Genomic DNA, 25,946 nt, shown 5'->3' with positions numbered 1-25,946 from the left:
TCGCATGTACACCACCGCCTTCCTTGACCTCCCCCCGCTGCTGTCTGCTGGCGGCACCGTGCGCCTGCCAGGCTCCAAGAGCATCTCCAACCGGGTGCTGCTGCTGGCCGGGCTGAGCGAAGGCACGACCGTGGTCCACGACCTGCTGGCCTCGGACGACACCCATGTGATGCTCGAAGCCCTGCGCACGCTGGGTTGCGAGCTGCAGCAAGACGGTGACACGGTGCACATCACGGGCCTGGGCGGCCAACTGACCATCAAGGAAGCCGACCTGTTCCTGGGCAATGCTGGCACGGCCATGCGCCCGCTGACCGCCGCCTTGGCGCTGCTGTCGGCCACGCAAGGCGGCATCTTCACCTTGTCGGGCGTGCCACGCATGCACGAACGCCCGATTGGTGACCTGGTCGATGCCTTGCGTCCGCTGGGCTGCACCATCGAGTGCACCGGCACCGAGGGCTATCCGCCGCTGCGCCTGGCCGGTGGGCAACTGGCACTGTCGGCGCCCATCAAGGTGCGCGGCGACGTCTCCAGCCAGTTCCTGACCGCCCTGCTGCTGGCCCTGCCGCTGGTTTCGCAGCAACAGGCCTTGACCATCGAGGTGGTCGGCGAGCTGATTTCCAAGCCCTACATCGAGATCACGCTGAACCTGCTGGCGCGCTTTGGCATCCAGGTCGAGCGCCAGGGCTGGGAGCGTTTCGTCATCCCGCAGGGCAGCCGCTACCAATCGCCTGGCCAGATCCACGTCGAGGCCGATGCCTCGTCGGCGTCCTACTTCATCGCTGCGGGCGCCATCGCCGGCATCGACACGCCGGTGCGCGTCGAGGGCGTGGGCGCGGCGTCCATCCAGGGCGACATCCGCTTCGTCGAGGCCGCGCAAGCCATGGGCGCCCAAGTCACGTCCGGCCCGAACTGGCTGGAAATCCGCCGCGGCACCTGGCCCCTGACCGCCGTGGACATGGACTGCAACCACATCCCCGATGCGGCCATGACCCTGGCCGTGATGGCGCTGTACGCCCAGGGCACGACCCGCCTGCGCAACATCGCCAGCTGGCGCGTAAAGGAAACCGACCGCATTGCCGCGATGGCCTGCGAGCTGCGCAAACTGGGCGCCTCCGTGGTCGAGGGTGAAGACTTCATTGAAGTGACCCCACCGGCCACCGGCGCCTGGCAGCACGGCAGCATCCACACCTACGACGATCACCGCATGGCCATGTGCTTTTCACTGGCCGCGTTCAACCCGCTGGCACCCACGGCGGTGGCGGGCAAGCCGGTGTCCGTGCGCATCGACGATCCGCGTTGCGTGGGCAAGACCTTTCCCGATTACTTCGAGTCGCTGTTCCAGGTCGCCCAGACCGATCCGGACCTGATCCCCGTGATCACGGTCGACGGGCCCACCGCCTCGGGCAAGGGCACGCTGGCCAGCGCGCTGGCACATCGCCTGGGATACCAGTTCCTGGACTCCGGCTCGCTGTACCGCATCACCGCGCTGCTGGCCCTCGAACAAAACGTGGATCTGGACGATGCCGTGGCGCTGGAAGCCCTGGCCCGTCAGGTCGGCACGGACATCAGCCTGCGTTTTGACGGCGAGCAGGTGTGGCTGGCCGGCCGCGATGTCAGCGCCGAGCTGCGCCGCGAGGAAGTCGGCCAGACCGCCTCGCGCATCTCCGCCGTACCTGGTCTGCGCCAGGCCCTCGTCGAGCTGCAAAAGGCCTTCCGCGGCCTGCCAGGCCTGGTAGCCGATGGCCGCGACATGGGCACGGTGATCTTCCCGGATGCCGCGCTCAAGGTGTTTCTGACCGCCACGGCCGCCGAGCGTGCCGAGCGCCGGCACCGCCAATTGATCCAAAAAGGTTTTTCTGCTAATCTAGAAGAGATTTGCGCAGATTTGGAAGCGCGCGACCTGCGGGATCGTACCCGCGCGGTGTCGCCTCTGGTGCCTGCTGCAGATGCCCGCAAGCTCGACAATTCCGCCCTCACCATCGAAGAATCGATGGACACGGTGCTGGGTTGGTGGGTGGAAGGCTGGCCTCACGTGATCGCCGGACATTGAGTTCGCGACGCGAAGCAGGCCGATACAAGGCTGTGACAGCCGGCCCTGACCGCCAGGCCAGGGCATGAGCAATCTGGGTCGACCCCTCGTCGACCTGACTGTCATGTTCTTCAACCCAACCCGCTCTGGTCGTTCCTGTCGATCTGAGCGTTTCCGCTGGTTCACGCCAGCACAGGAAATTCAATGTCTGAATCTTTTGCCGCCCTTTTTGAAGAGTCGTTGCAACGCGCCAACATGCGCACCGGCGAAGTCATCACTGCTGAAGTGGTCGCCGTGGAACACAACTTCGTCGTGGTCAACGCCGGCCTGAAGTCCGAAGCGTATGTGCCTATCGACGAGTTCCGCAACGACACGGGCGAGATCGAAGTCCAAGTTGGTGACTTCGTGTCCGTGGCGGTTGACGCCATCGAAAACGGCTACGGCGACACCATCCTGTCGCGCGACAAGGCCAAGCGCCTGGCTTCGTGGCTGTCCCTGGAAACCGCACTGGAGTCTGGCGACTTCGTGACCGGTACCGTCAATGGCAAGGTCAAGGGCGGCCTGACCGTTCTGGTCAACGGCATCCGTGCCTTCCTGCCTGGTTCTTTGCTCGATACGCGCCCTGTCAAGGACATGTCGCCGTTCGAAGGCAAGACCATGGAATTCAAGGTCATCAAGCTCGACCGCAAGCGCAACAACGTGGTGCTGTCGCGTCGTGCTGTGGTTGAAGCTTCGATGGGCGAAGAGCGCGCCAAGCTGATGGAAACGCTGCGCGAAGGCGCCATCGTCAACGGCGTGGTCAAGAACATCACCGAATACGGTGCGTTCGTGGACCTCGGCGGCATCGACGGCCTGCTGCACATCACCGACATGGCATGGCGCCGTGTCCGTCACCCGTCCGAAGTGGTGACCGTGGGTCAAGAGCTGACCGCCAAGGTCCTGAAGTTCGACGCAGAAAAGAACCGCGTCTCGCTGGGCCTGAAGCAAATGGGCGACGATCCTTGGGTTGGCGTGTCGCGTCGTTACCCCGCCTCCACCCGTCTGTTCGGCAAGGTCACCAACATTGCTGACTACGGTGCTTTCGTTGAGATCGAACCCGGCATCGAAGGCCTGGTGCACGTCTCCGAAATGGACTGGACCAACAAGAACATCGCTCCCAACAAGATCGTCAACCTGGGCGACGAAGTGGAAGTCATGGTCCTGGAAATCGACGAAGACAAGCGTCGCATCTCCCTGGGCATGAAGCAGTGCAAGCCGAACCCATGGGACGACTTCGCTCAGAGCTTCAACCGCGGTGACCGCGTCAAGGGCCCTGTCAAGTCGATCACCGACTTCGGCGTGTTCGTGGGTCTGGCTGCCGGCATCGACGGTCTGGTTCACCTGTCCGACCTGTCGTGGAACGAGCCTGGCGAAGCCGCCGTGCGCAACTACAAGAAGGGCCAGGAAGTCGAAGCGATCGTTCTGGCCATCGACGTCGAGCGCGAGCGCATCTCCCTGGGCATCAAGCAGCTGGACAGCGATCCGTTCACCAACTTCACGACCCTGAACGACCGCGGCGCCACCGTCGCTGGCACCGTCAAGACCGTGGATGCCAAGGGTGCCGAGATCAACCTGGGTGACGACATCCTGGGCTACCTGCGCGCTTCCGAAATCAGCCGTGACCGCGTCGAAGACGCACGCAACGTGCTGAAGGAAGGTGAAGAGATCACCGCCGTGATCATCAACATCGACCGCAAGACCCGCAACATCCAGCTGTCGATCAAGGCCAAGGACAACGCCGAGCAGCAAGAAGCTCTGCAACGTCTGAGCAGCGAAACGACCAAGGAAGGCTCCGGCACCACCAGCCTGGGCGCCCTCCTGAAGGCCAAGCTCGACCAGAACAACGGTTGATCCGTCTTCTGCGCACCACATCCCTGCCGGCTCCGGCCGGTGGGGGTTGTGATGAGCGTGGTACAAAGCCCCAGGTCCTGGCATCTCCAGGCCCGTGGGGCTTTTTTGCTGATGCTCATCACAACCTCCCTTCCTCCGCCTTCCTGACATGACCCGTTCCGACCTCGTGGCCCGACTGGCCGAACGCTTTGGCCAGCTGACCCAGCGCGACGCCGAATTCGCCGTCAAGACCATCCTGGACGCCATGTCCGAGGCCCTGGCCAAAGGTCACCGCATCGAGATCCGCGGGTTTGGCAGCTTTTCGATCAGCCGGCGCCCGCCTCGCATGGGTCGCAACCCACGCTCGGGCGAACAGGTTCTGATCCCCGAAAAGCTGGTGCCGCACTTCAAACCCGGCAAAGCGCTGCGCGAAGGGGTCGACAAGGTGGATACTGTCACCGATGCCGGCGCGCCGGCAGCCGCCTCCCCTGACACCTCACACAGCTGACTCCCATGCGTACCCTGAACTGGTTGTGGCGCGGCCTCCTGTTCTTTGTCCTGTTCGCCTTTGCGCTGAACAACCAGCACACGGTGGACCTCAAGTGGTTCCTGGGCTATCAGTGGCAGGCCCCGATGGTCTTCATCGTGCTGGCCGCCTTTGCGCTGGGCTGCGCCACCGGCGTGCTGGCCATGGTGCCCAGTTGGTGGCGTCAACGCCGTGAAGCTCGCCATCGTCTGCTGCTGCGACCTTCGCCGGCACAGAACGAGGCGGGCACGGCCCCTGCCGTGGGCACAAACCACGGCACCGCCTCGGAACTGACGCTGCCCCCCGAACTCCCCTTCCCGCCCGACATGCCAGCGCCCCGCAAGCCGGCCAAGTAAGCCTCTCTCCTCTCGCCCATGGAATTCGATCTGTACTGGCTGCTCTTGGCCGCCCCGGTGGTGTTTTTGCTGGGCTGGATGGCATCCCGCCTGGACCTGCGCCAGCTCAAACGCGAAGACCAGGCGTCCCCTCAGGCTTACTTCAAGGGCCTGAACCTGTTGCTCAACGAGCAGCAGGACAAAGCCATCGACGCCTTCATCGAAGCCGTTCAGCACGACCCCGACACCACCGACTTGCACTTCGCGCTGGGCAATCTGTTCCGCCGCCGCGGCGAGTACGAGCGCGCCATCCGCATCCACCAGCATCTCTTGTCGCGCGGCGATCTCAAGCGGGAGGAGCGGGAGCGCGCGCAGCACGCTCTGGCACATGACTTCATGAAGGCCGGTCTGTTTGACCGCGCCGAAGAAGCGTTCAAGGCCCTGGAGGGCACCGCCTTCAGCACCGACGCCCGACTGGCCTTGCTCTCGCTGTACGAGCGTTCGCGCAACTGGCACCCCGCCATCGAGGTGGCGCGCCAACTGGAGGCCACCGGGACCGGCTCCTTTTCACAGCGCAGCGCGCACCACTGGTGCGAAGTGGCCCAGGAGGCCGATGCGCGTGGCCGGGCCGACGAGGCCGATCAGGCCCTGACCCGGGCCCGCGAAGCCGCGCCTCAAGCCGCACGGCCGCTGGTACTGCAAGGCCAGCGCCTGGTGCGCCAGGGCCGGCATGCCGAGGCCCTGCGGATCTGGGACGAGCTGATGGTCAAGCAATCGCAGTCCTTTGCGCTGATCGCGATGGACTATGCACGCAGTGCCCAGGCGTGTGGTGAAGCCCCTGCGGCCCTCGCCAAACTGCAGTCGGTGTACGCCCAGGCCCCCACGATGGACGTGTTGACCGCCATCGGCACGCTGCAGTCCGATGCCACGGAGCGGCGCGATGCAATCATGGCGCACCTGCGTCAGCAGCCCTCGCTGTCGGCGGCCCAGAGTCTGATTCGCGAGCGCCTGGTCAGCCATGTGCCGCTGGACGAGCCCGAGGTCGAGGTGTTACAAAAGGCGCTGACCAGTGCGGCCAAGCCCCTGCAACGCTATCGCTGCGCGGCGTGCGGCTTTGAAAGCCAGCATTATTTCTGGCAATGTCCTGGCTGCCAGAACTGGGACACCTACCCGCCCCGGCGCCTGGAAGATCAGTGAGCCATGCCGTGGTGGTGGTGACCGCCCGCGTCTGGGTCCATGGGCGCTGACGCCCCTGCGGCCGGCATCATCATGTGGGCCTTGACGGGCAGGCTGACGGTTTGCGTCACGGCCTTGCCGTCAGCTGTGCGCAATTTCAACGTCAGCGACAGCAACTCGCCCTCTTTCAGGGTTTCCTGGAGTTGGGTCAACATCAGGTGATGCCCGCCCGGGCGCAGCACAACCGCCTGGCCAGCCGGCAGCGGCAGGGAGGCAATGGCCCGCATGCGCATGACGTGGCCGTCCATGCTCATCTCGTGCAACTCCGGCACGCCCGCGCGCGCCATGCTGAACCCTTCGAGGGTGAGCGCCTGACGGGCCGTGAGCACCATGAAGCCGCCGGTGGCCGTTTGTCCGGGCACCATGGGGCGCACCCAGGCCGAATCGACCTGCACCCACGGCGCCGCTGCCGGCGCGGGTTTCGCGCTCTTCGAGGGGGCGGACGAAGGGGTCAGGGGCTGAGCCACCACCCCACCCAAGGACACGGACAGCGCCAGCGTGGCCAAGACCGTACGAGCGCGTCGACCAATTGAACCAGACAGGATGGAACGAGACATGCAGAACTCTCCAGCGTGTTGAGATGGTGGCCGAGTCTAGTCCTGAACCGGCCCGGCTTGTGTGACCAGGCGCATGCTTCACGTCGGCGCGAGGGCGCGACGGTACTGGATGGCCTCGGCCATGTGGACGGCGGCGATGTGATCGGCCTCCGACAGGTCGGCTATGGTGCGCGCCAGCTTGAGGACGCGGTGGTAGGCGCGGCCTGACCACCCCAGGCGCGCGCAGGCCGACTGCAGGAAGGCCTGCGCGGCCGGTTCGGCGGTGGCGTGCTGATCGAGGACCGCCCCTTCGAGTTCGGCATTGAGCCGACCTTGCCGTGCCAGCTGCCGTGCCCTGGCGGCAAGCACGCGCTGCGCCACCTCGTCAGACGACGACCCTTCAGAGCTGCGCGCCAGCACCTCCGGGGGCACCGCCGGCACCTCAACCTGCACGTCGATGCGGTCGAGCAGGGGTCCGCTGAGGCGCCCCTGGTAGCGGGCCACCTGGTCGGGGGTGCAACGACAAGCCTTGAGCGGATTACCGAAATGACCGCACGGACAGGGGTTCATCGCCGCAATCAGCTGGAAACGCGCCGGAAAGTCATGGCGTCGGGCAGCACGGGAGATGGTGATCTGGCCGGTTTCCAGGGGCTCGCGCAGGGCTTCGAGCGCGGCACGGGGAAACTCAGGAAGCTCATCGAGAAACAGCACCCCATGGTGCGCCAGCGAGATTTCGCCGGGGCGCGGGGGCGAGCCGCCACCGACCAGGGCGACCGGTGAGGCCGTGTGGTGCGGGCTGCGCACCGTGCGGCGGCGCCAGTGGCGGGCATCGAAATGCCCGGCCAGACTGAGCACGGCCGCTGACTCCAAGGCCTCGGCGGGCGCCAGCTCGGGCAGAAGGGTGGCAAAGCGCTGCGCCAACATGGATTTGCCGCTGCCTGGCGGGCCCATCATCAACACGGAGTGCGCTCCGGCCGCGGCAATCTCGAGCGCACGCTTGGCGGCTGACTGCCCCTTGACCTCCCGCAGATCAGGCAAGCCCAGGCGCGCGCGCAGCGGCTCAAAAGGCACCGACTGGGTGCGCACCAGACTGGCGCCTGCGCCCTGCCCCGAGGGGAGCAAGGCCTCGACCACGTCCGTGAGGTGGCGGGCGCCATACAAGCACGCGCCCTCGACCAGCGCGGCCTCGTCGGCACTGGCTTGTGGCAGGACCAGGCCCCGCGTCCGACCGCCCTCGGCGGCCCGCAGCAAGGCCAGCGCCATCGGCAAGGCACCCCGCACAGGTCGCAACTCGCCGCCCAGTGACAGCTCACCGGCAAACTCCAGGTCCACCAGCCGCTCCGGATCGATGTGCCCCATCGCGGCCAGGATGCCCAGCGCGATCGGCAGGTCGAAACGTCCGGATTCCTTGGGCAGATCGGCCGGTGCCAGGTTGACGGTGATCCGTTTGTTGAACGGGAAGTCGAGCCCGCTGTTGCTCAGGGCGGCACGCACACGCTCGCGTGCTTCCTTCACTTCGGTGTCGGCCAAGCCCACCAAGGTGAACGATGGCAAGCCATTGGCAAGGTGGACCTCGACGGTGACCTCCGGGGCTTTGAGGCCATCCAGAGCGCGACTGTGAACGATGGCAAGTGACATGGAGGAGCGGCGGCACCGCAGGGCGGCAGAAAGGAAGCGCCGATTGTGGCCACCTCCCCGGCATGCCGCACTCCCTCTGAGGGGCGAGGCAGACACCGCTTGTGTGGGCGCACCGCTTTGGTGGGTCGCCTGATCAGGGGGGCCACCGAGGCCCCAGACCGCACCAAACCAGGGCACCCCAGACCCGCCGCATCAGACGACAGGGCGCGTGCGGAGGCCGATTCGTTCCCCGTCCCAGCCTCCGCAACAGCTGGCACACTTCGTGCAGATGGTGGGTGTCAACAAACTTTTACCAACCTCACCGGAGTACCAACATGAAAATGGTGACCGCCATCGTCAAGCCTTTCAAGCTTGACGAAGTCCGTGAGGCTCTGTCCGCCATCGGCGTTCAGGGCATCACGGTGACCGAAGTCAAGGGCTTTGGCCGTCAGAAGGGCCACACCGAGCTGTACCGTGGCGCGGAGTATGTGGTCGATTTTCTGCCCAAGGTGAAGATCGAAGCGGCCGTGGATGACGCCATCCTCGACCGTGTGATCGAAGCCATCGAAACATCGGCCCGCACCGGCAAGATCGGGGACGGCAAGATTTTCGTCACGCCACTGGAGCAGGTGATCCGCATCCGCACCGGTGAAGTGGACAAGGATGCCCTGTGATCGGGTCGCAAGCCTGATCCCCCATTCCCGTTTTGTGGCCGACACCCCTGGGTGGACTCGTGCCGTCACTCCATTCGTTCTATCAAGAGGCATTTCATGAGAAAGCTCATTGCGTCATTCACGCTGGGGCTCGCGGCCTTGGGCCTGCTGGGCGTTGCCCACGCCCAGGACCTTGCGGCGTCAGCACCCGAGGTCGCGTCCGCCGTCGCGGCGGTCGTGGCGCCCGCCGTGGCCGCCGTCCCGGAAGCCGCATCTGCCGCTGAGGTCACCCCCACTGTCAACAAAGGCGACACCGCCTGGATGATGATCGCCACCATCCTGGTGATCCTGATGATCGTGCCGGGTCTGGCACTGTTCTACGGTGGCCTGGTCCGCAGCAAGAACATGCTGTCGGTGCTGATGCAGGTGCTGATGGTCTTCTCGCTGGTGTCGGTGCTGTGGGCCGCTTATGGCTACAGCCTGGCGTTCGGCGGAGCCGGCACCATCATCGGTGACCTGTCCAAAGCCTTCCTGAGCGGCATCACCCCTGCCTCGATGGCCGACACGTTCACCCCGACGTCCAAGATCCCCGAGCTGATCTTCGTGGCCTTCCAGTGCACCTTCGCAGGCATCACCTGCGCCCTGATCGTCGGCGCGTTTGCCGAACGCATCAAGTTCGGTGCCGTGCTGCTGTTCACCGCTCTGTGGTTCACGTTCAGCTACCTGCCGATCGCCCACATGGTGTGGGGTGCCGGCGGCTACCTGCTGAGCAAGGGCGCGCTGGACTTTGCTGGCGGCACTGTTGTGCACATCAACTCGGCCGTCGCCGGCCTGGTGGGTGCGTACATGATCGGCAAGCGCATTGGCTACGGTCGTGAGTCTTTCACCCCGCACTCGCTGACGCTGACCATGGTGGGGGCTTCCCTGCTGTGGGTGGGTTGGTTCGGTTTCAACGCCGGCTCCGCCCTGGAAGCCAATGGCAGCGCCGCGCTGGCCTTCATCAACACCCTGATGGCCACGGCTGCTGCGGTGCTGGCCTGGTGTATGGGTGAGGCCCTGTTCAAGGGCAAGGCCTCGATGCTGGGCGCTGCCTCGGGGGCGGTCGCCGGTCTGGTGGTCATCACACCGGCTTGCGGCTCGGTCGGCCCGATGGGTGCCATCGTGATGGGCTTGATCGCCGGCTTCGTCTGCCTGTGGGGTGTCAGCGGCCTGAAGAAAATGCTCGGCGCCGACGACGCACTGGACGTGTTCGGCATCCACGGTGTGGGTGGCATTGTCGGCGCCCTGCTGACCGGTGTGTTCACGGCCCCCAGCCTGGGTGGCACGGGTGCCGCAGACTTCTCCATCGCCCACCAGTTGCTGGTGCAAGCCGAAGGCGTGGTCATCACCATCGTCTGGTCGGGCATCGTGGCGGCGATCTGCTACAAGATCGTGGACCTGGTGATCGGCCTGCGCGTTCCCGAAGAGGAAGAGCGCGAAGGTCTGGACATCACTTCGCACGGCGAGACCGCTTATCACAAGTGATGTGGTGAACGCGGAGGAGGGGACGTCATGACGCCCCCTCCAGCATGAAAAGAGGGCTTCCTGCGGGAGGCCCTCTTTGTTTTTTTGCATCACTGCATTGCATGGGACTGAACCCCAATGGACAGCGATCTTCCTAAAATGGATCCTCTTCTCTCAGACTACACAAGGCGCTTCCTCCCATGGTTCCCCACCTGATCACCGCGCTGACCGGCCCCATCAACGAGCTTGAGCAACGGATGCTGGAGTCAGTGCCCGCCATTGAGCGCTGGTTCCGCCTGGAGTGGATGGAGCACACGCCCCCGTTCTACACGTCGGTGGACCTGCGCAATGCGGGTTTCAAGCTGGCCCCGGTGGACACCAACCTGTTTCCGGGCGGCTTCAACAACCTGACGCCCGAGATGCTGCCGCTGGCCGTGCAGGCCGCGATGGCGGCCATCGAGAAGATCTGCCCCGAGGCCAAGAACCTGCTGCTGATCCCGGAAAAGCACACGCGCAACACCTTCTACCTGTCGAACGTGGCGCGCCTGGTGCAGATCTTCACGCTGGCCGGCCTGAATGTGCGCCTGGGCTCCCTGGACGAAACCGTTACCGAGCCCACGGACATCGCCTTGCCCGATGGCAGCCACCTGACGCTGGAGCCGCTGGTGCGCACGCGCCACCGCCTGGGTCTCAAGCACTTCGATCCCTGCACCATCTTGCTCAACAATGATCTGTCGGCGGGTATTCCGGACATCCTGCAGGGCCTGCACGAGCAGTACCTGCTGCCGCCGCTGCACGCCGGCTGGGCGGTGCGCCGCAAGAGCCAGCACTTTGCGGCCTACGAAGAGGTCGCCAAGAAGTTTTCCAAGCTGCTGGGCATGGACCCCTGGCTGATCAACCCGATGTACTCGGTGTGCGACGAGGTGAACTTCCAGGAGGGCACGGGCCTGGAATGCCTGGAGACGCAGGTGGACGCCATGCTGAGCAAGGTGCGCCGCAAGTACAAGGAATACGGCATCAACGAAAAGCCCTTCGTGGTGGTCAAGCCAGACAACGGCACCTACGGCATGGGCATCATGACGGTGCGCGATGCCAAGGAGGTGGTCGACCTCAACCGCCGCACGCGCAACAAGATGTCGGTGGTCAAGGACGGCCAGGCCGTCAACCGCGTGCTGATCCAGGAAGGCGTGGCCACCTACGAGCAGATCAACGAGGCGGTAGCCGAGCCCGTGGTCTACATGATCGACCGCTATGTGGTGGGCGGTTTCTACCGCGTGCATGCCGAGCGGGGAGTTGACGAGAACCTGAACGCCCCCGGGTCGCATTTTGTACCCCTGGGCTTCCCGGAACCGACCCAACTGCCCCGCCCCGGCGTCAAGCCCGGTGCCAGTGCGCCGAACCGCTTTTACATGTACGGCGTGGTGGCGCGGCTGGCCATGCTGGCGGCCAGTTACGAGCTGGAAGCGAATGACCCGAATGCCGAGGTGTATACCTGAGGACAATGCACTGTTGCGGTGCAACAAAATGTCTGTGAACCCAGGCAAAATGGCCACCTCGCTCTTTTGTGAAACGCCCTCATCGTGCAGCACGCTCCTCACGCCAAGCCCAACGCCAAAGACCTGGCCGCCCTGACCCTGGGGGCGATTGGCATCGTCTATGGCGACATTGGCACCAGCCCGTTGTATGCGCTCAAGGAGGTGTTCAACCACGGGCATCTGCCGCTGACGCCAGAGAACATCTACGGCATCTTGTCGATGATGTTCTGGACCCTGACGGTGATCGTGTCGCTGAAGTACGTGACGCTGATCCTGCGGGCCGACAACAACGGTGAAGGCGGCCTGGTGGCCATGCTCACGCTGGCATCGACGGCGGTGAAAGACCAACCGGCCCTGCGGGGCAAGCTGCTGGCCCTGGGGATTTTCGGCACGGCCATCTTCTTTGGGGACGGTGTGATCACGCCGGCCATTTCGGTGCTCTCGGCCGTGGAAGGGATGGAAGTGGCCGCGCCGCAGCTGGAGCGCTACGTGGTGCCCATCACCCTGGTGGTGCTGACCCTGCTGTTCATGGTGCAAAAGCATGGCACCAGCGGCATCGGCAAGTTCTTTGGCCCCATCACGGCGCTGTGGTTCCTCGTGGTGGCGGTGCTGGGCTTGCACCACATCGTACAAAACCCGGCGGTGCTGGTGGCAATGAGCCCGCATTACGCGCTGAACTTCATCGTCGACCACCCGATGCTGGCCTTCATCGCCCTGGGCGCCGTCATCCTGTGCGCCACCGGGGCCGAGGCGCTCTACGCCGACATGGGCCATTTCGGCAAGCTGCCCATTCGCCTGGCCTGGTTCAGCCTGGTCATGCCCGCCCTGGTGCTGAACTACTTCGGCCAGGGCGCGATGCTGCTCGCCCACCCCGAAAACGTCGCCAACCCCTTCTTTGAGATGGCCCCGCACTGGGCGCTGTACCCGCTGGTGGGTCTGGCCACTTGCGCCACGGTGATCGCCTCGCAGGCCCTGATCACGGCGGCGTTTTCGGTGACCAAGCAGGTGATCCAGCTGGGCTACCTGCCCCGCCTGCGCATCCTGCACACGTCCGAGAAGGAAACCGGGCAGATCTACATCCCCTTCGTGAACTGGGCGCTGTACGGCTGCATCGTGCTGGCCGTGATTTTCTTCGGCTCCAGCGGCAAGCTGGCGGCGGCCTACGGCATCACGGTCACCATCGACATGATGATCACCACGGTGATGACCTTCTTCGTCATCCGCTTTGCCTGGAAAATGTCCTGGCTTGTGTGCGTGCTGGCCACCGCCTCCTTCTTTGCGATCGACCTGATGTTCTTCAGCGCCAACGTCATCAAGGTGATCGACGGTGGCTGGTTCCCACTGCTGATCGGCGTGGTGATGTTCAGCCTGATGCTGACCTGGAAGGACGGCCGCGAGCTGCTGAGCGCCCGACTGCGCTCGGACGCCATTGACCTGCGCCCCTTCCTGGAGGCGGTGTTCTGCAGCCCGCCGTTGCGCGTGGACGGCACCGCGGTGTTCCTCAATGCCGATGCGGGCACCACGCCCAATGCGCTGCTGCACAACCTCAAGCACAACAAGGTCCTGCACAAGCAGAACCTGTTCGTGACGGTGCGCTCGCACGAGGTGCCCTGGGTGCCCTTGAAGAACCGCATCGAGGTCGAGTCGCTGGGCAACGGATGCTGGCAGGTCATCCTGCACTACGGTTTCAAGAACGAGCCCGATGTGCCGCGTGCGCTCAAGTTGCTCAAGGAGCATGGCGTGTTCGTCGAGGACATGGAAACCAGCTACTTCCTGTCGCGCGACATCGTGATCCCGACCATGGGTGGCGAGATGGCGCCCTGGCGTGAAAAGCTGTTTGCCGGCATGCACCGCAATGCCTCGGGCGCGGCGGCCTTCCTGAAGTTGCCCACCAACCGCGTGGTGGAACTGGGCTCCAAGGTGGAGATCTGAGCACCCAGCGACTTTCCCTGCGCCAGATCGCCCGGGACACCTCCCTGACGGCGATCTCGTCCGGCTTTGTCGCCACGCTGGTGGGCTTCACCAGCACCATTGCCCTGATCTTCCACGCGGCCCAGTCACTGGGCGCCACGCCCGCCCAGGTGACGTCCTGGGTGCTGGCGCTCGGGTTGGGCATGGGTCTGGCCACGCTGGGCCTGTCGCTGTGGGCACGTGCCCCGATCCTCATCACCTGGTCCACACCGGGCGCGGCCGTGATCGCCAGCGCGGCCAGTGGGGTCAGCTTGGCCGAGGCCACCGGGGCCTTCCTGCTCTGCGGGGTGCTGATGTGGCTCAGCGGAGTGACGGGCTGGTTCGAGCGGGTGATGAACCGCATTCCCGTGGCGCTGGCTTCGGCGCTGCTGGCAGGCATCCTGGCCAAGTTTGCGCTGATGGCGTTTGCTGCGGCCACGCCCCAGCCAGCGCTGGTGATCGGCATGCTGCTCACTTACCTGCTGGGCAAGCGCCTGTGGCCCCGCTACGCCATCCCGGGTGTCCTGTTGGCGGGCGTGCTGATCGCCGCCGTGCAGGGGCAGTTGCACACGGCGGCCTTGCGCTGGGAGCCGGCGCTGCCGGTCTGGGTCACGCCGCAGTGGTCGTGGCAGGCCATGCTGGGCATGGGGCTGCCGCTGTTCATCGTCACGATGGCCTCGCAGGCGGTGCCGGGGGTGTCGGCCATTCGCGTGTTCGGCTACCGCACCCCCATCTCGCCCTTGATGAGCTGGTCCGGGGTAACCACGGTGCTGCTGGCGCCTTTTGGCGGCTACGCCTTCAACCTGGCGGCCATCACCGCCACCATTGTGCTGCAGCCACACGCCCACCCTGACCCGCACAAGCGCTACACCGCGGCCCTGGTGGCCGGGCTGTTCTACCTGGTGATGGCGCTGCTGGGCGGGGCAGTGGCCGGCGTCTTGACCGCCTTTCCCACCGCACTCATCATGGGCGTGGCCGGCCTGGCCCTGTTGGGCACGATCGCCAACGGGCTGGCGGCCTCGCTGCAAGAGGCCCGCTACCGCGAGGCGGCCGTTATCACGTTTCTGGTCACGCTGTCGGGCGTCACGCTGATGGGCGTGGGCTCGGCCTTCTGGGGCCTGGTGGCCGGCACGCTGACGCTGTTCGTGGAACACTTCAGGGCTCGCCCCTCGACGATCGATCGCACCCCATCATGAAACTTCTGTTTGTTGCCGACCCGCTGGACACCTTCAAGACCTACAAGGACAGCACCTTCGCGATGATGCGCGAGGCCGCCTCGCGCGGGCATGAGCTGTGGGCCTGCGAGCCCCAGCAGCTGGTGTGGCAGCGCGGCAGTCTGGTGCAGGCGCAGGCCCGCCGCATCACCCTGACCGGCGACGCCCACGACTGGTTTGACGAGCAGGAACAGGCCTCGATCGCGCTGAGCAGCATGGACGCCGTGCTGATGCGCAAGGACCCGCCGTTTGACGCCGAATACCTCTACGCCACCCACCTGCTGACCCAGGCCGAGCGCGAGGGCGCCCGCGTGTTCAACAAGCCGCAGGCCTTGCGTGAGCACCCGGAAAAGCTGGCCATCCTTGAATTCCCGCTGCACATCGCCCCCACCCTGGTGACGCGCAGCATCGAGGCCGTGCGCGCCTTCCATGCCGAGCACCGCGACATCATCCTCAAGCCGCTCGACGGCATGGGCGGCATGGGCATCTTCCGCGTGAAGGACGATGGACTGAACCTGGGCAGCATCGCCGAGACGCTGACCAAGGACGGCGCGCAGACCATCATGGTGCAGGCTTTCTTGCCCGCCATCAGCGAAGGCGACAAGCGCGTGCTGGTGATCGATGGCGAGCCCGTGCCCTACGCGCTGGCGCGCATCCCGCAAGGCGGTGAGGTACGTGGCAATCTGGCGGCCGGCGGCAAGGGCGTGGCTCAGCCTTTGAGCGAATCGGATTGGGCCATTGCCCGGGAACTGGGGCCGATTCTGGCCGCGCGCGGTCTGTTGCTGGTCGGTCTGGACATCATCGGCGACCGCCTGACCGAGATCAATGTGACCAGCCCGACCTGCTTCCAGGAAATCACCGACCAGACCGGCTGGAACGTCGCCCAACGCTTCATCGACGCGCTGGAAAGCGCCGTTCAGCGCCAGCAGCGACAATGAGCACCTGCGCCGGGCATGCCGGCGCCTTCTTTTTTTCGGATCTTCTCTCCCATGGCTGTTTTGACCCTGAGCGACGTCTGCCTGGCCTTTGGCCACGTGGCCCTGCTCGACCACACCGCGTTTGCACTCGAAACCGGCGAACGCGTTGGCCTGATCGGCCGCAATGGCACCGGCAAATCCTCGCTGCTCAAGATCATGGCGGGCCTGGAAAAGGCCGATGACGGCCAGTTGCAGATCCAAAAGGGCATCGAGGTGGCGTATGTGCCCCAGGAGCCGACCTTCACCACCGACGCGACCGTGTTCAGCACCGTCAGCGAAGGCCTGGCCGAGGTCAAGGCGGCCCGTGAACGTTTCGAGGCCCACGCCGAAGGTGAGGACCTGGATGCCTTGATGACCTTCATCGAGTCCCGCAATGGCTGGAACTGGGAACAGCGCGTTGACGAAACCCTGCAGCGTCTGCACCTGGACCCCAGCCTGGCGATTTCGGGCCTGTCGGGTGGCACCAAAAAGCGCGTGGCCTTGGCCCGCTCGCTGGTGGCCAGCCCCGACGTGTTGATGCTCGACGAGCCGACCAACCACCTGGACCTGGACGCCATCACCTGGCTGGAAGAGCTGCTGGTGGCCTTCAAGGGCGCCATCGTGCTGATCTCCCACGACCGGGCCTTCTTGGACAACGTCTGCACCCGCATCGTCGAGCTCGACCGTGGGCAGCTGCGCACCTACCCGGGCAACTTCACGGCTTACGAAGGCCTCAAGGCCCAGCAACTGGCCGACGAGGCTGTGACCAACGCCAAGTTCGACAAGCTGCTGGCCCAGGAAGAGGTCTGGATTCGCAAGGGTGTGGAAGCACGCCGCACGCGTTCGGTGGCCCGCATCAAGCGCCTGGAAGACCTGCGCAGCGCGCGCTCCTCACGCCGCGATGTCGTCGGACGGGTCAAGCTGGAGGTCTCGCAAGGCGACCGCGGCGGCAAGATCGTGGCCGAGCTGGAAAACGTCAGCAAGAGCTATGGCGGCCGCACCATCGTCAAGGACTTCTCGGGCACCATCCTGCGTGGCGACAAGGTGGGCCTGGTGGGCTCGAACGGCGCCGGCAAGACCACGTTGCTCAAGATGATTCTGGGCGAGCTGCAACCTGACAGCGGCACCGTCAAGCAAGGCGCCAACCTGAGCGTGGCCTACTTTGACCAGATGCGCGACCACCTGGACCTCAACGCCACCCTGGCCGACTTCATCAGCCCGGGCAGCGAGTGGATCGAGATCAACGGCGCACGCAAGCACGTGATGGGCTATCTGCAGGACTTCCTGTTCTCGCCGGCCCGGGCCAATTCGCCCGTGCGCACCTTGAGCGGTGGCGAGCGCAACCGCCTGCTGCTGGCACGCCTGTTCGCCAAGCCCTCCAACGTGCTGGTGCTCGACGAACCCACCAACGACCTGGACATCGACACGCTCGACCTGCTGGAAGACCTGCTGGCCGACTACCCCGGCACCGTCTTCCTGGTCAGCCACGACCGCCGCTTCCTCGACAACGTGGTCACCAGCACCCTGGTGGCCGAAGGCGAAGGCCGCTGGCGTGAGTACGAAGGCGGCGTCGAGGACTGGCTGATCCAGTCGCGCCGCGCCAAGGCGCTGGCAGCGGGCAAGCCCGGCGCGTCGGCCATCGCCTCGGCCACCAAGCAAGGCTCGGCCGCCGACAGCCGCACGCCCGTGTCCGTGGCGGCCGACACGGCGCCCGTTGCGCCGGCAGCGGCACCGGTGGTGGCCCAGCCCAAGCGCAAGCTCAGCTACAAGGAGCAGCGTGAACTGGACGAGTTGCCTGCCCGCATCGAGGCACTGGAGACCGAGCAGGCCGAACTGAACCAGCAACTGGCCGACCCCGATGTCTACAGCAAGGAAGGCGGCAACGTGGCGGCCATGCACGCACGCGTCGAAGCGATCGACGAAGAGCTGATGGGCTTGCTGGAGCGCTGGGAAACGCTGGGTGGAAGCTGAACGAACGGCCCCGCTGAACGTCGCAGCGCGCTGAGGCAGCTGATGCGCTGACGTTCAGGCGCTCTGACGGGCGGCGGGTGCGGCCATCCACGGCCCCGCCGCCGCACCGCCGCTGTGCGCGGCGGCAAACAGCTCAGCACAGACGGCTTCCGGGGCATCGCTGGCCAGCACCTCGGGCACAAGTGGCGCCAAGCGCCGCGTGTCCACGCGCAACACGCGCTGCTTGACCGCGGCGACCTGGGTGGGGTGCATCGAGAAGGTGCGCAGCCCCATGGCCAGCAGCAGCTCGGTAAAGACTGGATCGCCCGCCATTTCGCCGCACACGCTCACGCCCTTGCCGGCGGCGCGCGCCTGCGCGATCGAGGTCTGGATCAGGCTGAGCACGGCCGGATTCCACGGGTCGTAGAGGTGGGACACCTCCTCGTCGGTCCGGTCGATGGCCAGGGTGTACTGGATCAGGTCGTTCGTGCCGATCGAGATGAAATCGAAATGGCGCAGAAACACCGGCAGGGTCAAAGCGGCTGCCGGCACCTCGATCATGGCGCCCAGCTCCACTTCACCAAACGGCTTGCCCGCCTCGACGAGTTGCCGACGCGCGTGGTCCACATGCTCCAGCGTCTGGCGAATCTCGCGCAGGTTGCTCAGCATCGGGATCATGACCTTGACCGGGCCATGTACGGCAGCCCGCAAGAGCGCCCGCAGTTGGCGGCGGAACATGCTGGGCTCGGATAGGCTCCAGCGGATGGCGCGCAGGCCCAAGGCCGGGTTGAGCACCGATTCCTGGCGCAGCTCGGACGGGGTCATGCCCTCCAGCGGCTTGTCGGCGCCAATGTCGACCGTGCGGATCGTGACCGGCAGGCCCTTCATCGCCTCGACGGCACGCCGGTACGCGTCGTACTGCTCTTCTTCGTCGGGCAGATGGCCCCCGCGGTTCATGAACAGGAACTCGCTGCGGAACAGGCCCACGCCCACGGCACCCGCCTCCAGGGCCGCCGGAGCGTCTTCGGGCATTTCGATGTTGGCGACCAGTTCGACACGCTCACCGTCGAGGGTGACCGCCGGCGTGTGACGCAGGCGGGCCAGACGGCTGCGCTCCAGCTCGCTTTGGCGCTGGCGGAAGCGGTACTCCTCCAGCACGATGGGCGAAGGATCGACAATCACCAGGCCGGCGTCGCCGTCGATGATGATGCAGTCGTCCTGCCGGATCAGGTTGCTGGCCTGGCGCGCGCCCACCACGGCAGGGATGTCCATGCTGCGCGCCACGATGGCCGTGTGCGAGGTCTTGCCGCCCACATCGGTGACAAAACCCTTGAACACGCTGCGCTTGAAGCTGAGCATGTCGGCCGGGGCGATGTCGCTGGCCACCAGCACCAGGGGCTCGTCGCCCCCGAAATCGTGCACGCCTGTACCCGGCGCGGGCACAGCCGAAGGTACGCCCCGACTCAGGCTGCGCAGCAGCCGCTCGACCACCTGCTCCAGGTCGGCCTTGCGCTCACGCAGGTAAGCGTCTTCCATCTCGTCAAACTGCCGTGCCAGCACTTCCAACTGGGCCGACAGCGCCCATTCGGCGTTGTAGTGGCGCTGGCGTATCCAGTCGGCCGAAGACCCGATCAGGGCATCGTCTTGCAGCAACATGTGGTGCACGTCGAGCAAGGCGGCCAATTCGGCCGGGGCATCGGCGGGCAGATCACGTTTGAGCGCATCGAACTCGGCGGCCACCACGTCGCGAGCCGTCAACAGGCGCGCGACTTCGCCATCGATCAGGGTGGGATCGATGAAGACGTGCGGCACGTCGATGCGGCTGGAGGCCACCAGCACCGCGCGGCCAATGGCCACACCACGGGACACTGGCAAGCCAAAGATCTGGATGCTCATACCGACCATCGTATCAGCCGCCGTCCTGCCTGGCGGTCGGGATTTCTCATAGGGCAGAGGCACGCAGCGTCATGGGCTTGTCATCCAACGTTCACCGCGCCGTCATCGGACGCGTCAAAACTGTCCCCTCATGTCCACAAAGACCTGAAGATTGGAGAGACGATGCGTGACCTCCCCCTGCCGACCCTGCCCATGGCAGACCTGTCCTCCCACTTGTCGGCCGAATCCCGCGCCGCGCGGAGGTCACTTCACCCGGGGTCGACGCCCGAGGCCAGCACACGGGCAGGCATTGAAGTCATTTGGGCACGCACTGCGGAAGATGTTCTCGCCGCGCAGCGTCTGAGATACGAGGTGTTCGCCCTGGAGATGGGCGCCCGCCTGAGTGTGCCCGTAGGCAGCCCTGCCGGCCACGACATCGACCTGTTCGACCCCTACTGCGAACACCTGCTGGTGCGTCTGGACACCGGAACCGGTGAGCCCGGCCAAGTCATTGGTACCTACCGCGTGCTGACGCCCGAGTCGGCCAAGCGCATCGGCGGCCTGTACAGCGAAACCGAGTTCGACCTGACCCGCCTGCGCCCGCTGCGCGGCAAGATGGTGGAGCTGGGCCGCTCGTGCGTGCACCCGGACCACCGTAACGGCGGGGCCATCATGGCCCTGTGGGGCGCGCTGGCCGAGTTCATGGTGCGCAACGACCTGGACACCATGATCGGCTGCGCCAGCATCAGCATGCGCGACGGGGGCCACGTGGCCGCCAGCCTGTGGGAACAACTGCGCCAGACGCACCTGGCCCCGATCGACCTGCAGGTGCGCCCGCGCCTGCCGCTGCCGGTGGACGAGCTGGATCGCCACCTGAAGGTGGAGCCGCCCGCGCTGATCAAGGGCTATCTGCGCGTGGGCGCCAAGGTGCTGGGTGCCCCGGCCTGGGACCCCGACTTCAACACCGCCGACCTGCCGATGCTGATGCGCATTGCCGACCTGCCCGCACGGTATCGCAAGCACTTCCTGGGGGCCTGAGCCGGGCAGCGCATAGACTGCGCGGCATGAGCAAAACGGTTTCGACCTCTTCCCCCCTGTCCCTGCCCCTGTGGCAGCTGCTGAGTGGCTGTGCCGATGCGGTGGCCGCCGTGCGCCAGGGCCAGTCCCTGACCGACGCCCTGGCCGAGCGCAAAGCGGCCGAGCGCCCCGGGGTGCAGGCCTTGTCCTTTGCGGTGCTCCGCCGCCTGGGCACGGCCCAGGCCCTGCGCACCCGTCTGGTCCCCAAAGCCCCGCAGCCCTGGGTCGATGCCTTGCTGCTGTCGGCCCTGGCCCTGGCCTGTGGCACCGAATACAACGCCCACACCCTGGTGGACCAGGCGGTCGAAGCCGCCAAGCGGCGCGCCAAGCCGGCCAGCGGCTTGGTCAATGCTGTGCTGCGCCGCTTCCTGCGTGAACAGGCCGATTTGCTGGCCGAACTGGACAACGACCCGGTCGCGCACTTCAACCACCCGGCGTGGTGGATCAAGCGCCTGCAGAAAGACTGGCCCGAACATTGGCAGGCCATCCTGATGGCCAACCAGGAGCAGCCCCCGATGACGCTGCGCGCCAACCTGCGCCACAGCAGCAGCACCGCCTACCGTACCCGCCTGATCGGGGCCGGTTTGCTGCCTGACGACGCCCCGGCGGTCACCGATGCGCCGGATCAACCCCAGCCCATCGTGCTGCCCCATGGCGTGCCGGTGCAGCGCCTGCCCGGCTTCGACCACGGCGACGTGTCGGTGCAGGATGCGGCCGCACAGATCGCCTCCCCGCTGCTCGTGTACGCCGGCGGCGCCAAACTGCCCGCGGGCGCCCGCGTGCTCGACGCCTGCGCGGCCCCGGGCGGCAAAACCGCCCACCTGCTGGAGTTGGCCGATTTGGACGTCACCGCGCTGGACGCCGACCCCGAACGCCTGGTGCGCGTCAACGAGACCCTGCAGCGCCTGGGCCTGCAGGCCCGCACGGTGGCTGCCGATGCGAGCCAGCCGGCCACGTGGTGGGACGGCCAGGCGTTCGACGCCATCCTGCTGGACGCCCCCTGCAGCGCCTCGGGCATCGTGCGCCGTCACCCGGATGTGCGCTGGCTGCGCCGCGACACCGACATCGCCGCCCTCGCCCGCACGCAGGACGCCATCCTCCAAGCCCTGTGGCCCCTGCTGAAACCGGGTGGCCGCCTGCTGTACTGCACCTGCTCGGTCTTCAAGATGGAAGGTCAGGACCGCATCGACGCGTTTTTGCAACGCACGCCGGACGCCCAGGCGCTCCCGGCCCCCGGTCACCTGCTGCCTGTGGTCGAATACTTGGACCCTACCGGCCAAGACCGGGGGGATGGCTTCTTCTACGCTCTCCTGACCAAGGCCCCGACGGGTTCCTGATGCCTCTGATGCGCCGCCGAGACCTGCTGCTCCGCAGCACCTCTGCCCTGTGGACTGCTGCCCTGGCAACCACAGGCGGCGCCGCGTGGGCGGCCTGGGCCAACAACGGTGCCGAGCTGGCCCGCCTGCTGGCCCAGCACAGCGAAGAAGGTCTGACCCTCAGTTACGAGGTGCGCTTTGACCTGCACCGTGACGTCGAACAGATGCTCTCCAAGGGCATTGCCGTGGTGTTCGTGGCGCATGCCGAGGTGTTCGAAAAGCGCTGGTACTGGACCGACCGGCGCATCGCCTCGGCCACCCGGCGCTGGCGCCTGGCCTACCAGCCCCTGACCCGCCAGTGGCGTCTCAATTTTGATGGTTTCAGCCGCCCTTACAGCCGCCTGAGCGAAGCGCTGGAAGTGTTGCGCCAGGGCAGCCGCTGGTTGATTGCCGACAAACTCGGCGATGCCGATCCGGCCGACTGCTATGTGGACTTCAGTTTCCAGCTGGACGCCAATGAGTTGCCACGCCCGCTGCAAATCGGGCTGGGCGGTCAGGCCGACTGGGCCCTGCAGATCGAGCGACGGGTGGGCGTGTCCACCGCGCGTTGAGCCACGCCCGCCATGGCCACCCTCAAACTGAACCAACGCTGGACCTGGATCATTGCCAGCGTGGCCATGCTGGGTGGTGGCCTGGTGCTGACCTTTTTGCTGGTGCTGGCCACGCAAAACAGCGAGCAGCTGGAGCCCTATTTCAACTGGCTGCTGTGGGGCAACATGGCCACGGCCGCGCTGCTGGGCCTGGTCATCCTCATCGCCCTGGGGCGGCTGGCCCTGCGCCTGCGCCAGCGCCGCTTCGGCAGCCGACTGCTGCTCAAGCTGGCCGGCATCTTCGGCCTGGTCGGCCTGCTGCCTGGCGTGCTGATCTACACCGTGTCTTACCAATTCGTCTCACGCAGCATCGAAACCTGGTTCGACGTGCGGGTGGAAGGCGCTCTGGAGGCGGGTCTGAACCTGGGGCGCAACACCCTCGACACCCTCACCCAGGATCTGGCCAAGAAGACCCAGGTGGCCGCCGACCGACTGGGGAGCGCTCCCGATACCCCCCCAGGCCTGCTGGAGCTGGAGCGTCTGCGCGAGCAACTGGGCGCAGAAACCGTCAGCCTGGTCAGCGAAGCCGGGCAGGTGGAGTGGAGTGCCGGGGGCTCGGGCAAAGTGCCCCTGATGACTAAGCGGGTGGCCACCTCGTGGCGACAGGATGCGCGTCAGAAGGGGGTCATGGCCCAGGTCGAAAACCTGGACGACGACGTGGCTCCCTCGTCCGCACGCATCGTCGCGCTGGCCTGGATGCCCGACCGCAGCTTCCGCCTGCAGGCGCGCGGCCACTACCTGATGGTCAAACAGCAACTGGCACCCGAGATCGCGCGCAATGCGCTCAACGTACAGGCCGCCTACAGCGAGTACCAGCAACGGGCACTGGGCCGCGAAGGACTGCGGCGCATGTACATCGGCACGCTCACGCTGTCGCTGATCCTGGCGGTGTTCGGCGCCTTCCTGCTGGCCGCCACGTTGGGACAGCAACTGGCCCACCCGCTGCTGCTGCTGGCCGAAGGCGTGGGCGAGGTGGCGCGGGGTGACCTGCGCCCCAAAGCCATTTTTGCCTCGAAAGACGAGCTCGGTGGCCTGACCCGCGCCTTTGCCGAGATGACCCAGCAGCTGGCCGACGCCCGCAGCCTGGTGGACCGCAGCGTGCACGACCTCGACAGCGCCCGCGCCCACCTGCAGGCCATCATGGACAACCTGACAGCTGGCGTGATCGTGTTCGACGCCCAGGGCCGCATCGACACCGTCAACCCCGGCGCCACCCGCATCCTGCGCCTGCCCTTGTCGGTGTACCGGGGCCGCCCACTGTCGGACGTGCCCGAGTTGCAGGCCTTTGCCGCCACCCTGGCCCAACGCTTCGAGCTCTACGCCCACGACCCCACGCCCGGCGAGCGCCAGCAATGGCAGGAGTCCTACGAGCTGCAACTGCCCGGCAACCCCGAGCCCCTGACCTTGCTGGTGCGCGGCGCCGACCTGCCGCCCGACGAGCGCCTGATCGTGTTCGACGACCTCACCGAGGTGGTGTCGGCACAGCGCGCCGAGGCCTGGAGCGAGGTGGCCCGCCGGGTCGCCCACGAGATCAAGAACCCGCTCACCCCCATTCAGCTGTCGGCCGAGCGCCTGCAGATGAAGCTGCACGACAAGCTCGACGAGCCCGGCCAGAACCTGCTCAAACGCTCAACCGACACCATCGTGACCCAGGTGCAGGCGCTCAAGACCCTGATCAACGAGTTCCGCGACTACGCCCGCCTGCCGTCGGCCAAGCTGGTCTCGCTCGACCTCAATGCCCTGGTCAACGACGTGCTGGCCCTGTATGGTCAGGCGGTGGAGCAAGGCACGGTTCAGCTGAACCTGCAGCCCGCTCTGCCCCGCATCATGGGCGACCCAGCGCTGCTGCGTCAGGTGGTGCACAACCTCGTACAGAACGCGCTGGATGCCGTGGGCGAACACCCACCGCAAGGCGAAGCCCCGCGCGTCCAGCTGCGCACCGACGTGTCCCTGGCCGAGAACGGGGAGGTGCGCGCGGTGCGCCTGGCGGTGCGCGACAACGGACCGGGCTTCCCAGACAAGGTCATCAAGCGCGCGTTCGAGCCCTACATCACCACCAAGGCCAAGGGCACGGGACTGGGCCTGGCCGTGGTCAAGAAGATTGCCGACGAGCACGGCGCCCTGGTGCGCATTCGCAATCTGGGATCTGTGGGGGGCACACCCTCAGGCACAGGGGACGCCACGAGCGCTTCAGGCCCGACAGGGGCGCAAGTTTCGCTATCATTTTCAAAGCTTTCATCCGAACCACCTCAAGCTGGGCCACACTACGCGTAGTTCCCACTTGAGGGATCCCTCATATTCATGGCTACCATTCTTGTTGTTGACGACGAACTGGGCATTCGCGCCCTGCTGTCAGAAATCCTGAGCGACGAAGGTCACACCGTTGAAGTCGCTGAAAACGCCGCCAAGGCGCGCCAGCTGCGTGAACAGTGCCAACCCGATCTGGTCTTGTTGGACATCTGGATGCCCGACGTGGACGGCATCACTTTGCTGAAGGAATGGGGAGCCAGCGGTCAGTTGACCATGCCGGTCGTCATGATGTCCGGTCACGGCACCATCGACACGGCTGTGGAAGCGACCAAGTTCGGCGCCCAGGCTTTCCTGGAAAAGCCCATCACGATGCAAAAGCTGCTGCGCACGGTGGAGCAAGGCTTGTCCAAGCCCGCCCCTCGTGCGGCAGCGCCGGCTCAGCCGGTGCACACAGCCACCGTCACGCCCATCACGGCTGCGGCCTCGTATGCCGTGCCACTCAGCAGCACACCGCTGCCACTGCGCAGTGAACTGATCGGTGGCGATCCGGTTCACACGCCACAGCCGGTGGCCTATGGCGCGCCAGCCCACAACGGCGCCATCAGCCCGGCCGCTCAGAACGGCCTGTCGCACGAGCAAAGTTTCGAGCTCGACCGCCCTCTGCGTGAAGCGCGTGACGATTTCGAGCGTGCCTATTTCGAGTTCCACCTGGCGCGCGAAGGCGGCAGCATGACCCGCGTGGCCGAGAAAACCGGCCTGGAGCGCACCCACCTGTACAGAAAATTGAAGCAGCTGGGTGTTGATTTGGGTCGATCGAAGAAATCGGCTGCAAATTGATGCTATAGTTCAGGTCTTCGCTGATCACTGCA

General features: G+C 65.9%; 20 protein-coding genes. 17 read left to right on the top strand and 3 right to left on the bottom strand.

The window, feature by feature from the left end; translation table 11 throughout:
- The first annotated feature begins 4 nt into the window (after positions 1–4).
- The 5 genes from AC3WW4_RS05280 to lapB all read left to right on the top strand — a co-directional run bounded on the left by AC3WW4_RS05280 (position 5) and on the right by lapB (position 5,956).
- Entirely contained in the window at positions 5–2,050 is a 2,046-nt protein-coding gene (locus AC3WW4_RS05280) for a bifunctional 3-phosphoshikimate 1-carboxyvinyltransferase/cytidylate kinase (protein WP_488827336.1), read from the top strand.
- Between the two features lie 183 nt (positions 2,051–2,233).
- Entirely contained in the window at positions 2,234–3,919 is a 1,686-nt protein-coding gene (gene rpsA, locus AC3WW4_RS05275) for a 30S ribosomal protein S1 (RefSeq protein WP_488827335.1), read from the top strand.
- 148 nt (positions 3,920–4,067) lie between these two features.
- Positions 4,068–4,406, top strand: coding sequence for an integration host factor subunit beta (locus AC3WW4_RS05270; protein ID WP_488827334.1), 339 nt, complete (start codon positions 4,068–4,070; stop codon positions 4,404–4,406).
- A 5-nt stretch (positions 4,407–4,411) separates the two neighbouring features.
- Positions 4,412–4,780: a LapA family protein gene (locus tag AC3WW4_RS05265; RefSeq protein ID WP_488827333.1), complete on the top strand. Its 369-nt coding sequence runs from the start codon at positions 4,412–4,414 to the stop codon at positions 4,778–4,780.
- 18 nt (positions 4,781–4,798) lie between these two features.
- Positions 4,799–5,956 carry a lipopolysaccharide assembly protein LapB gene (gene lapB / locus AC3WW4_RS05260; protein ID WP_488827332.1) on the top strand — a complete coding sequence of 386 codons (1,158 nt, stop codon included), beginning with the start codon at positions 4,799–4,801 and terminating at the stop codon, positions 5,954–5,956.
- Here the strand turns inward: lapB and AC3WW4_RS05255 are convergent.
- Positions 5,950–6,552: a copper chaperone PCu(A)C gene (locus AC3WW4_RS05255; protein ID WP_488827331.1), complete on the bottom strand. Its 603-nt coding sequence runs from the start codon at positions 6,550–6,552 to the stop codon at positions 5,950–5,952. The genes lapB and AC3WW4_RS05255 overlap by 7 nt on opposite strands.
- A gap of 78 nt (positions 6,553–6,630) precedes the next feature.
- Positions 6,631–8,169 carry a YifB family Mg chelatase-like AAA ATPase gene (locus AC3WW4_RS05250; RefSeq protein ID WP_488827330.1) on the bottom strand — a complete coding sequence of 513 codons (1,539 nt, stop codon included), beginning with the start codon at positions 8,167–8,169 and terminating at the stop codon, positions 6,631–6,633.
- 314 nt (positions 8,170–8,483) lie between these two features.
- On the opposite strand from AC3WW4_RS05250, the gene glnK reads away from it, so the two are divergent.
- The 7 genes from glnK to AC3WW4_RS05215 all read left to right on the top strand — a co-directional run bounded on the left by glnK (position 8,484) and on the right by AC3WW4_RS05215 (position 17,930).
- Positions 8,484–8,822 carry a P-II family nitrogen regulator gene (glnK, locus tag AC3WW4_RS05245; RefSeq protein ID WP_320365563.1) on the top strand — a complete coding sequence of 113 codons (339 nt, stop codon included), beginning with the start codon at positions 8,484–8,486 and terminating at the stop codon, positions 8,820–8,822.
- Positions 8,823–8,918: 96 nt separating this feature from the next.
- A complete protein-coding gene (locus AC3WW4_RS05240) occupies positions 8,919–10,325 on the top strand; it encodes an ammonium transporter (protein ID WP_488827329.1) in 1,407 nt (468 codons plus the stop codon).
- A gap of 179 nt (positions 10,326–10,504) precedes the next feature.
- The gene (gene gshA / locus AC3WW4_RS05235; RefSeq protein WP_488827328.1) at positions 10,505–11,800 is read left to right on the top strand and encodes a glutamate--cysteine ligase; all 1,296 of its coding nucleotides are present in this window, start codon (positions 10,505–10,507) and stop codon (positions 11,798–11,800) included.
- Between the two features lie 84 nt (positions 11,801–11,884).
- Positions 11,885–13,771, top strand: a complete 1,887-nt coding sequence (locus AC3WW4_RS05230) for a potassium transporter Kup (RefSeq protein WP_488827327.1) — start codon at positions 11,885–11,887, stop codon at positions 13,769–13,771.
- Complete coding sequence (locus AC3WW4_RS05225; protein WP_488829692.1) at positions 13,768–14,985, top strand: benzoate/H(+) symporter BenE family transporter; 1,218 nt, start codon at positions 13,768–13,770, stop codon at positions 14,983–14,985. The genes AC3WW4_RS05230 and AC3WW4_RS05225 overlap by 4 nt, the downstream gene beginning before the upstream one ends.
- The gene (gene gshB, locus AC3WW4_RS05220; protein WP_488827326.1) at positions 14,982–15,941 is read left to right on the top strand and encodes a glutathione synthase; all 960 of its coding nucleotides are present in this window, start codon (positions 14,982–14,984) and stop codon (positions 15,939–15,941) included. The genes AC3WW4_RS05225 and gshB overlap by 4 nt, the downstream gene beginning before the upstream one ends.
- A 51-nt stretch (positions 15,942–15,992) precedes the next feature.
- Positions 15,993–17,930 carry an ATP-binding cassette domain-containing protein gene (locus AC3WW4_RS05215; protein ID WP_488827325.1) on the top strand — a complete coding sequence of 646 codons (1,938 nt, stop codon included), beginning with the start codon at positions 15,993–15,995 and terminating at the stop codon, positions 17,928–17,930.
- Between the two features lie 54 nt (positions 17,931–17,984).
- Here the strand turns inward: AC3WW4_RS05215 and ptsP are convergent, their stop codons facing one another.
- Complete coding sequence (gene ptsP / locus AC3WW4_RS05210; protein WP_488827324.1) at positions 17,985–19,805, bottom strand: phosphoenolpyruvate--protein phosphotransferase; 1,821 nt, start codon at positions 19,803–19,805, stop codon at positions 17,985–17,987.
- Between the two features lie 162 nt (positions 19,806–19,967).
- On the opposite strand from ptsP, the gene AC3WW4_RS05205 reads away from it, so the two are divergent.
- Genes AC3WW4_RS05205 through AC3WW4_RS05185 form a run of 5 tightly spaced genes read left to right on the top strand, consistent with a single transcriptional unit; the run spans position 19,968 to position 25,914 of the window.
- Positions 19,968–20,822, top strand: a complete 855-nt coding sequence (locus AC3WW4_RS05205; RefSeq protein WP_488827323.1) for a GNAT family N-acetyltransferase — start codon at positions 19,968–19,970, stop codon at positions 20,820–20,822.
- A 26-nt stretch (positions 20,823–20,848) separates the two neighbouring features.
- A complete protein-coding gene (gene rsmB / locus AC3WW4_RS05200) occupies positions 20,849–22,198 on the top strand; it encodes a 16S rRNA (cytosine(967)-C(5))-methyltransferase RsmB (protein WP_488827322.1) in 1,350 nt (449 codons plus the stop codon).
- An 8-nt stretch (positions 22,199–22,206) separates the two neighbouring features.
- Positions 22,207–22,788, top strand: coding sequence for a DUF4390 domain-containing protein (locus AC3WW4_RS05195; RefSeq protein ID WP_488827321.1), 582 nt, complete (start codon positions 22,207–22,209; stop codon positions 22,786–22,788).
- A gap of 12 nt (positions 22,789–22,800) precedes the next feature.
- Positions 22,801–25,101: a sensor histidine kinase gene (locus AC3WW4_RS05190; protein WP_488827320.1), complete on the top strand. Its 2,301-nt coding sequence runs from the start codon at positions 22,801–22,803 to the stop codon at positions 25,099–25,101.
- Between the two features lie 27 nt (positions 25,102–25,128).
- The gene (locus tag AC3WW4_RS05185; protein ID WP_488827319.1) at positions 25,129–25,914 is read left to right on the top strand and encodes a response regulator; all 786 of its coding nucleotides are present in this window, start codon (positions 25,129–25,131) and stop codon (positions 25,912–25,914) included.
- The last annotated feature ends 32 nt before the right edge of the window (positions 25,915–25,946 follow it).

It is taken from the genome of Aquabacterium sp. TM01, from assembly GCF_057808345.1.
The sequence above is the reverse complement of the archived record's forward strand: the minus strand, read 5'-3'. Positions and strand labels throughout refer to the sequence as shown.

What these genes read in the sequence shown, in the direction of transcription:
- AC3WW4_RS05250 (WP_488827330.1), bottom strand. Translation starts at nt 8,169, where the DNA reads ATGTCACTTGCCATCGTTCACAGTCGCGCTCTGGATGGCCTCAAAGCC.
- glnK (WP_320365563.1), top strand. Translation starts at nt 8,484, where the DNA reads ATGAAAATGGTGACCGCCATCGTCAAGCCTTTCAAGCTTGACGAAGTC.
- AC3WW4_RS05205 (WP_488827323.1), top strand. Translation starts at nt 19,968, where the DNA reads ATGCGTGACCTCCCCCTGCCGACCCTGCCCATGGCAGACCTGTCCTCC.
- AC3WW4_RS05255 (WP_488827331.1), bottom strand. Translation starts at nt 6,552, where the DNA reads ATGTCTCGTTCCATCCTGTCTGGTTCAATTGGTCGACGCGCTCGTACG.
- AC3WW4_RS05280 (WP_488827336.1), top strand. Translation starts at nt 5, where the DNA reads ATGTACACCACCGCCTTCCTTGACCTCCCCCCGCTGCTGTCTGCTGGC.
- AC3WW4_RS05185 (WP_488827319.1), top strand. Translation starts at nt 25,129, where the DNA reads ATGGCTACCATTCTTGTTGTTGACGACGAACTGGGCATTCGCGCCCTG.
- gshA (WP_488827328.1), top strand. Translation starts at nt 10,505, where the DNA reads ATGGTTCCCCACCTGATCACCGCGCTGACCGGCCCCATCAACGAGCTT.
- AC3WW4_RS05215 (WP_488827325.1), top strand. Translation starts at nt 15,993, where the DNA reads ATGGCTGTTTTGACCCTGAGCGACGTCTGCCTGGCCTTTGGCCACGTG.
- AC3WW4_RS05195 (WP_488827321.1), top strand. Translation starts at nt 22,207, where the DNA reads ATGCGCCGCCGAGACCTGCTGCTCCGCAGCACCTCTGCCCTGTGGACT.
- rsmB (WP_488827322.1), top strand. Translation starts at nt 20,849, where the DNA reads ATGAGCAAAACGGTTTCGACCTCTTCCCCCCTGTCCCTGCCCCTGTGG.
- gshB (WP_488827326.1), top strand. Translation starts at nt 14,982, where the DNA reads ATGAAACTTCTGTTTGTTGCCGACCCGCTGGACACCTTCAAGACCTAC.
- AC3WW4_RS05190 (WP_488827320.1), top strand. Translation starts at nt 22,801, where the DNA reads ATGGCCACCCTCAAACTGAACCAACGCTGGACCTGGATCATTGCCAGC.
- AC3WW4_RS05265 (WP_488827333.1), top strand. Translation starts at nt 4,412, where the DNA reads ATGCGTACCCTGAACTGGTTGTGGCGCGGCCTCCTGTTCTTTGTCCTG.
- AC3WW4_RS05270 (WP_488827334.1), top strand. Translation starts at nt 4,068, where the DNA reads ATGACCCGTTCCGACCTCGTGGCCCGACTGGCCGAACGCTTTGGCCAG.
- AC3WW4_RS05240 (WP_488827329.1), top strand. Translation starts at nt 8,919, where the DNA reads ATGAGAAAGCTCATTGCGTCATTCACGCTGGGGCTCGCGGCCTTGGGC.
- lapB (WP_488827332.1), top strand. Translation starts at nt 4,799, where the DNA reads ATGGAATTCGATCTGTACTGGCTGCTCTTGGCCGCCCCGGTGGTGTTT.
- rpsA (WP_488827335.1), top strand. Translation starts at nt 2,234, where the DNA reads ATGTCTGAATCTTTTGCCGCCCTTTTTGAAGAGTCGTTGCAACGCGCC.
- ptsP (WP_488827324.1), bottom strand. Translation starts at nt 19,805, where the DNA reads ATGAGCATCCAGATCTTTGGCTTGCCAGTGTCCCGTGGTGTGGCCATT.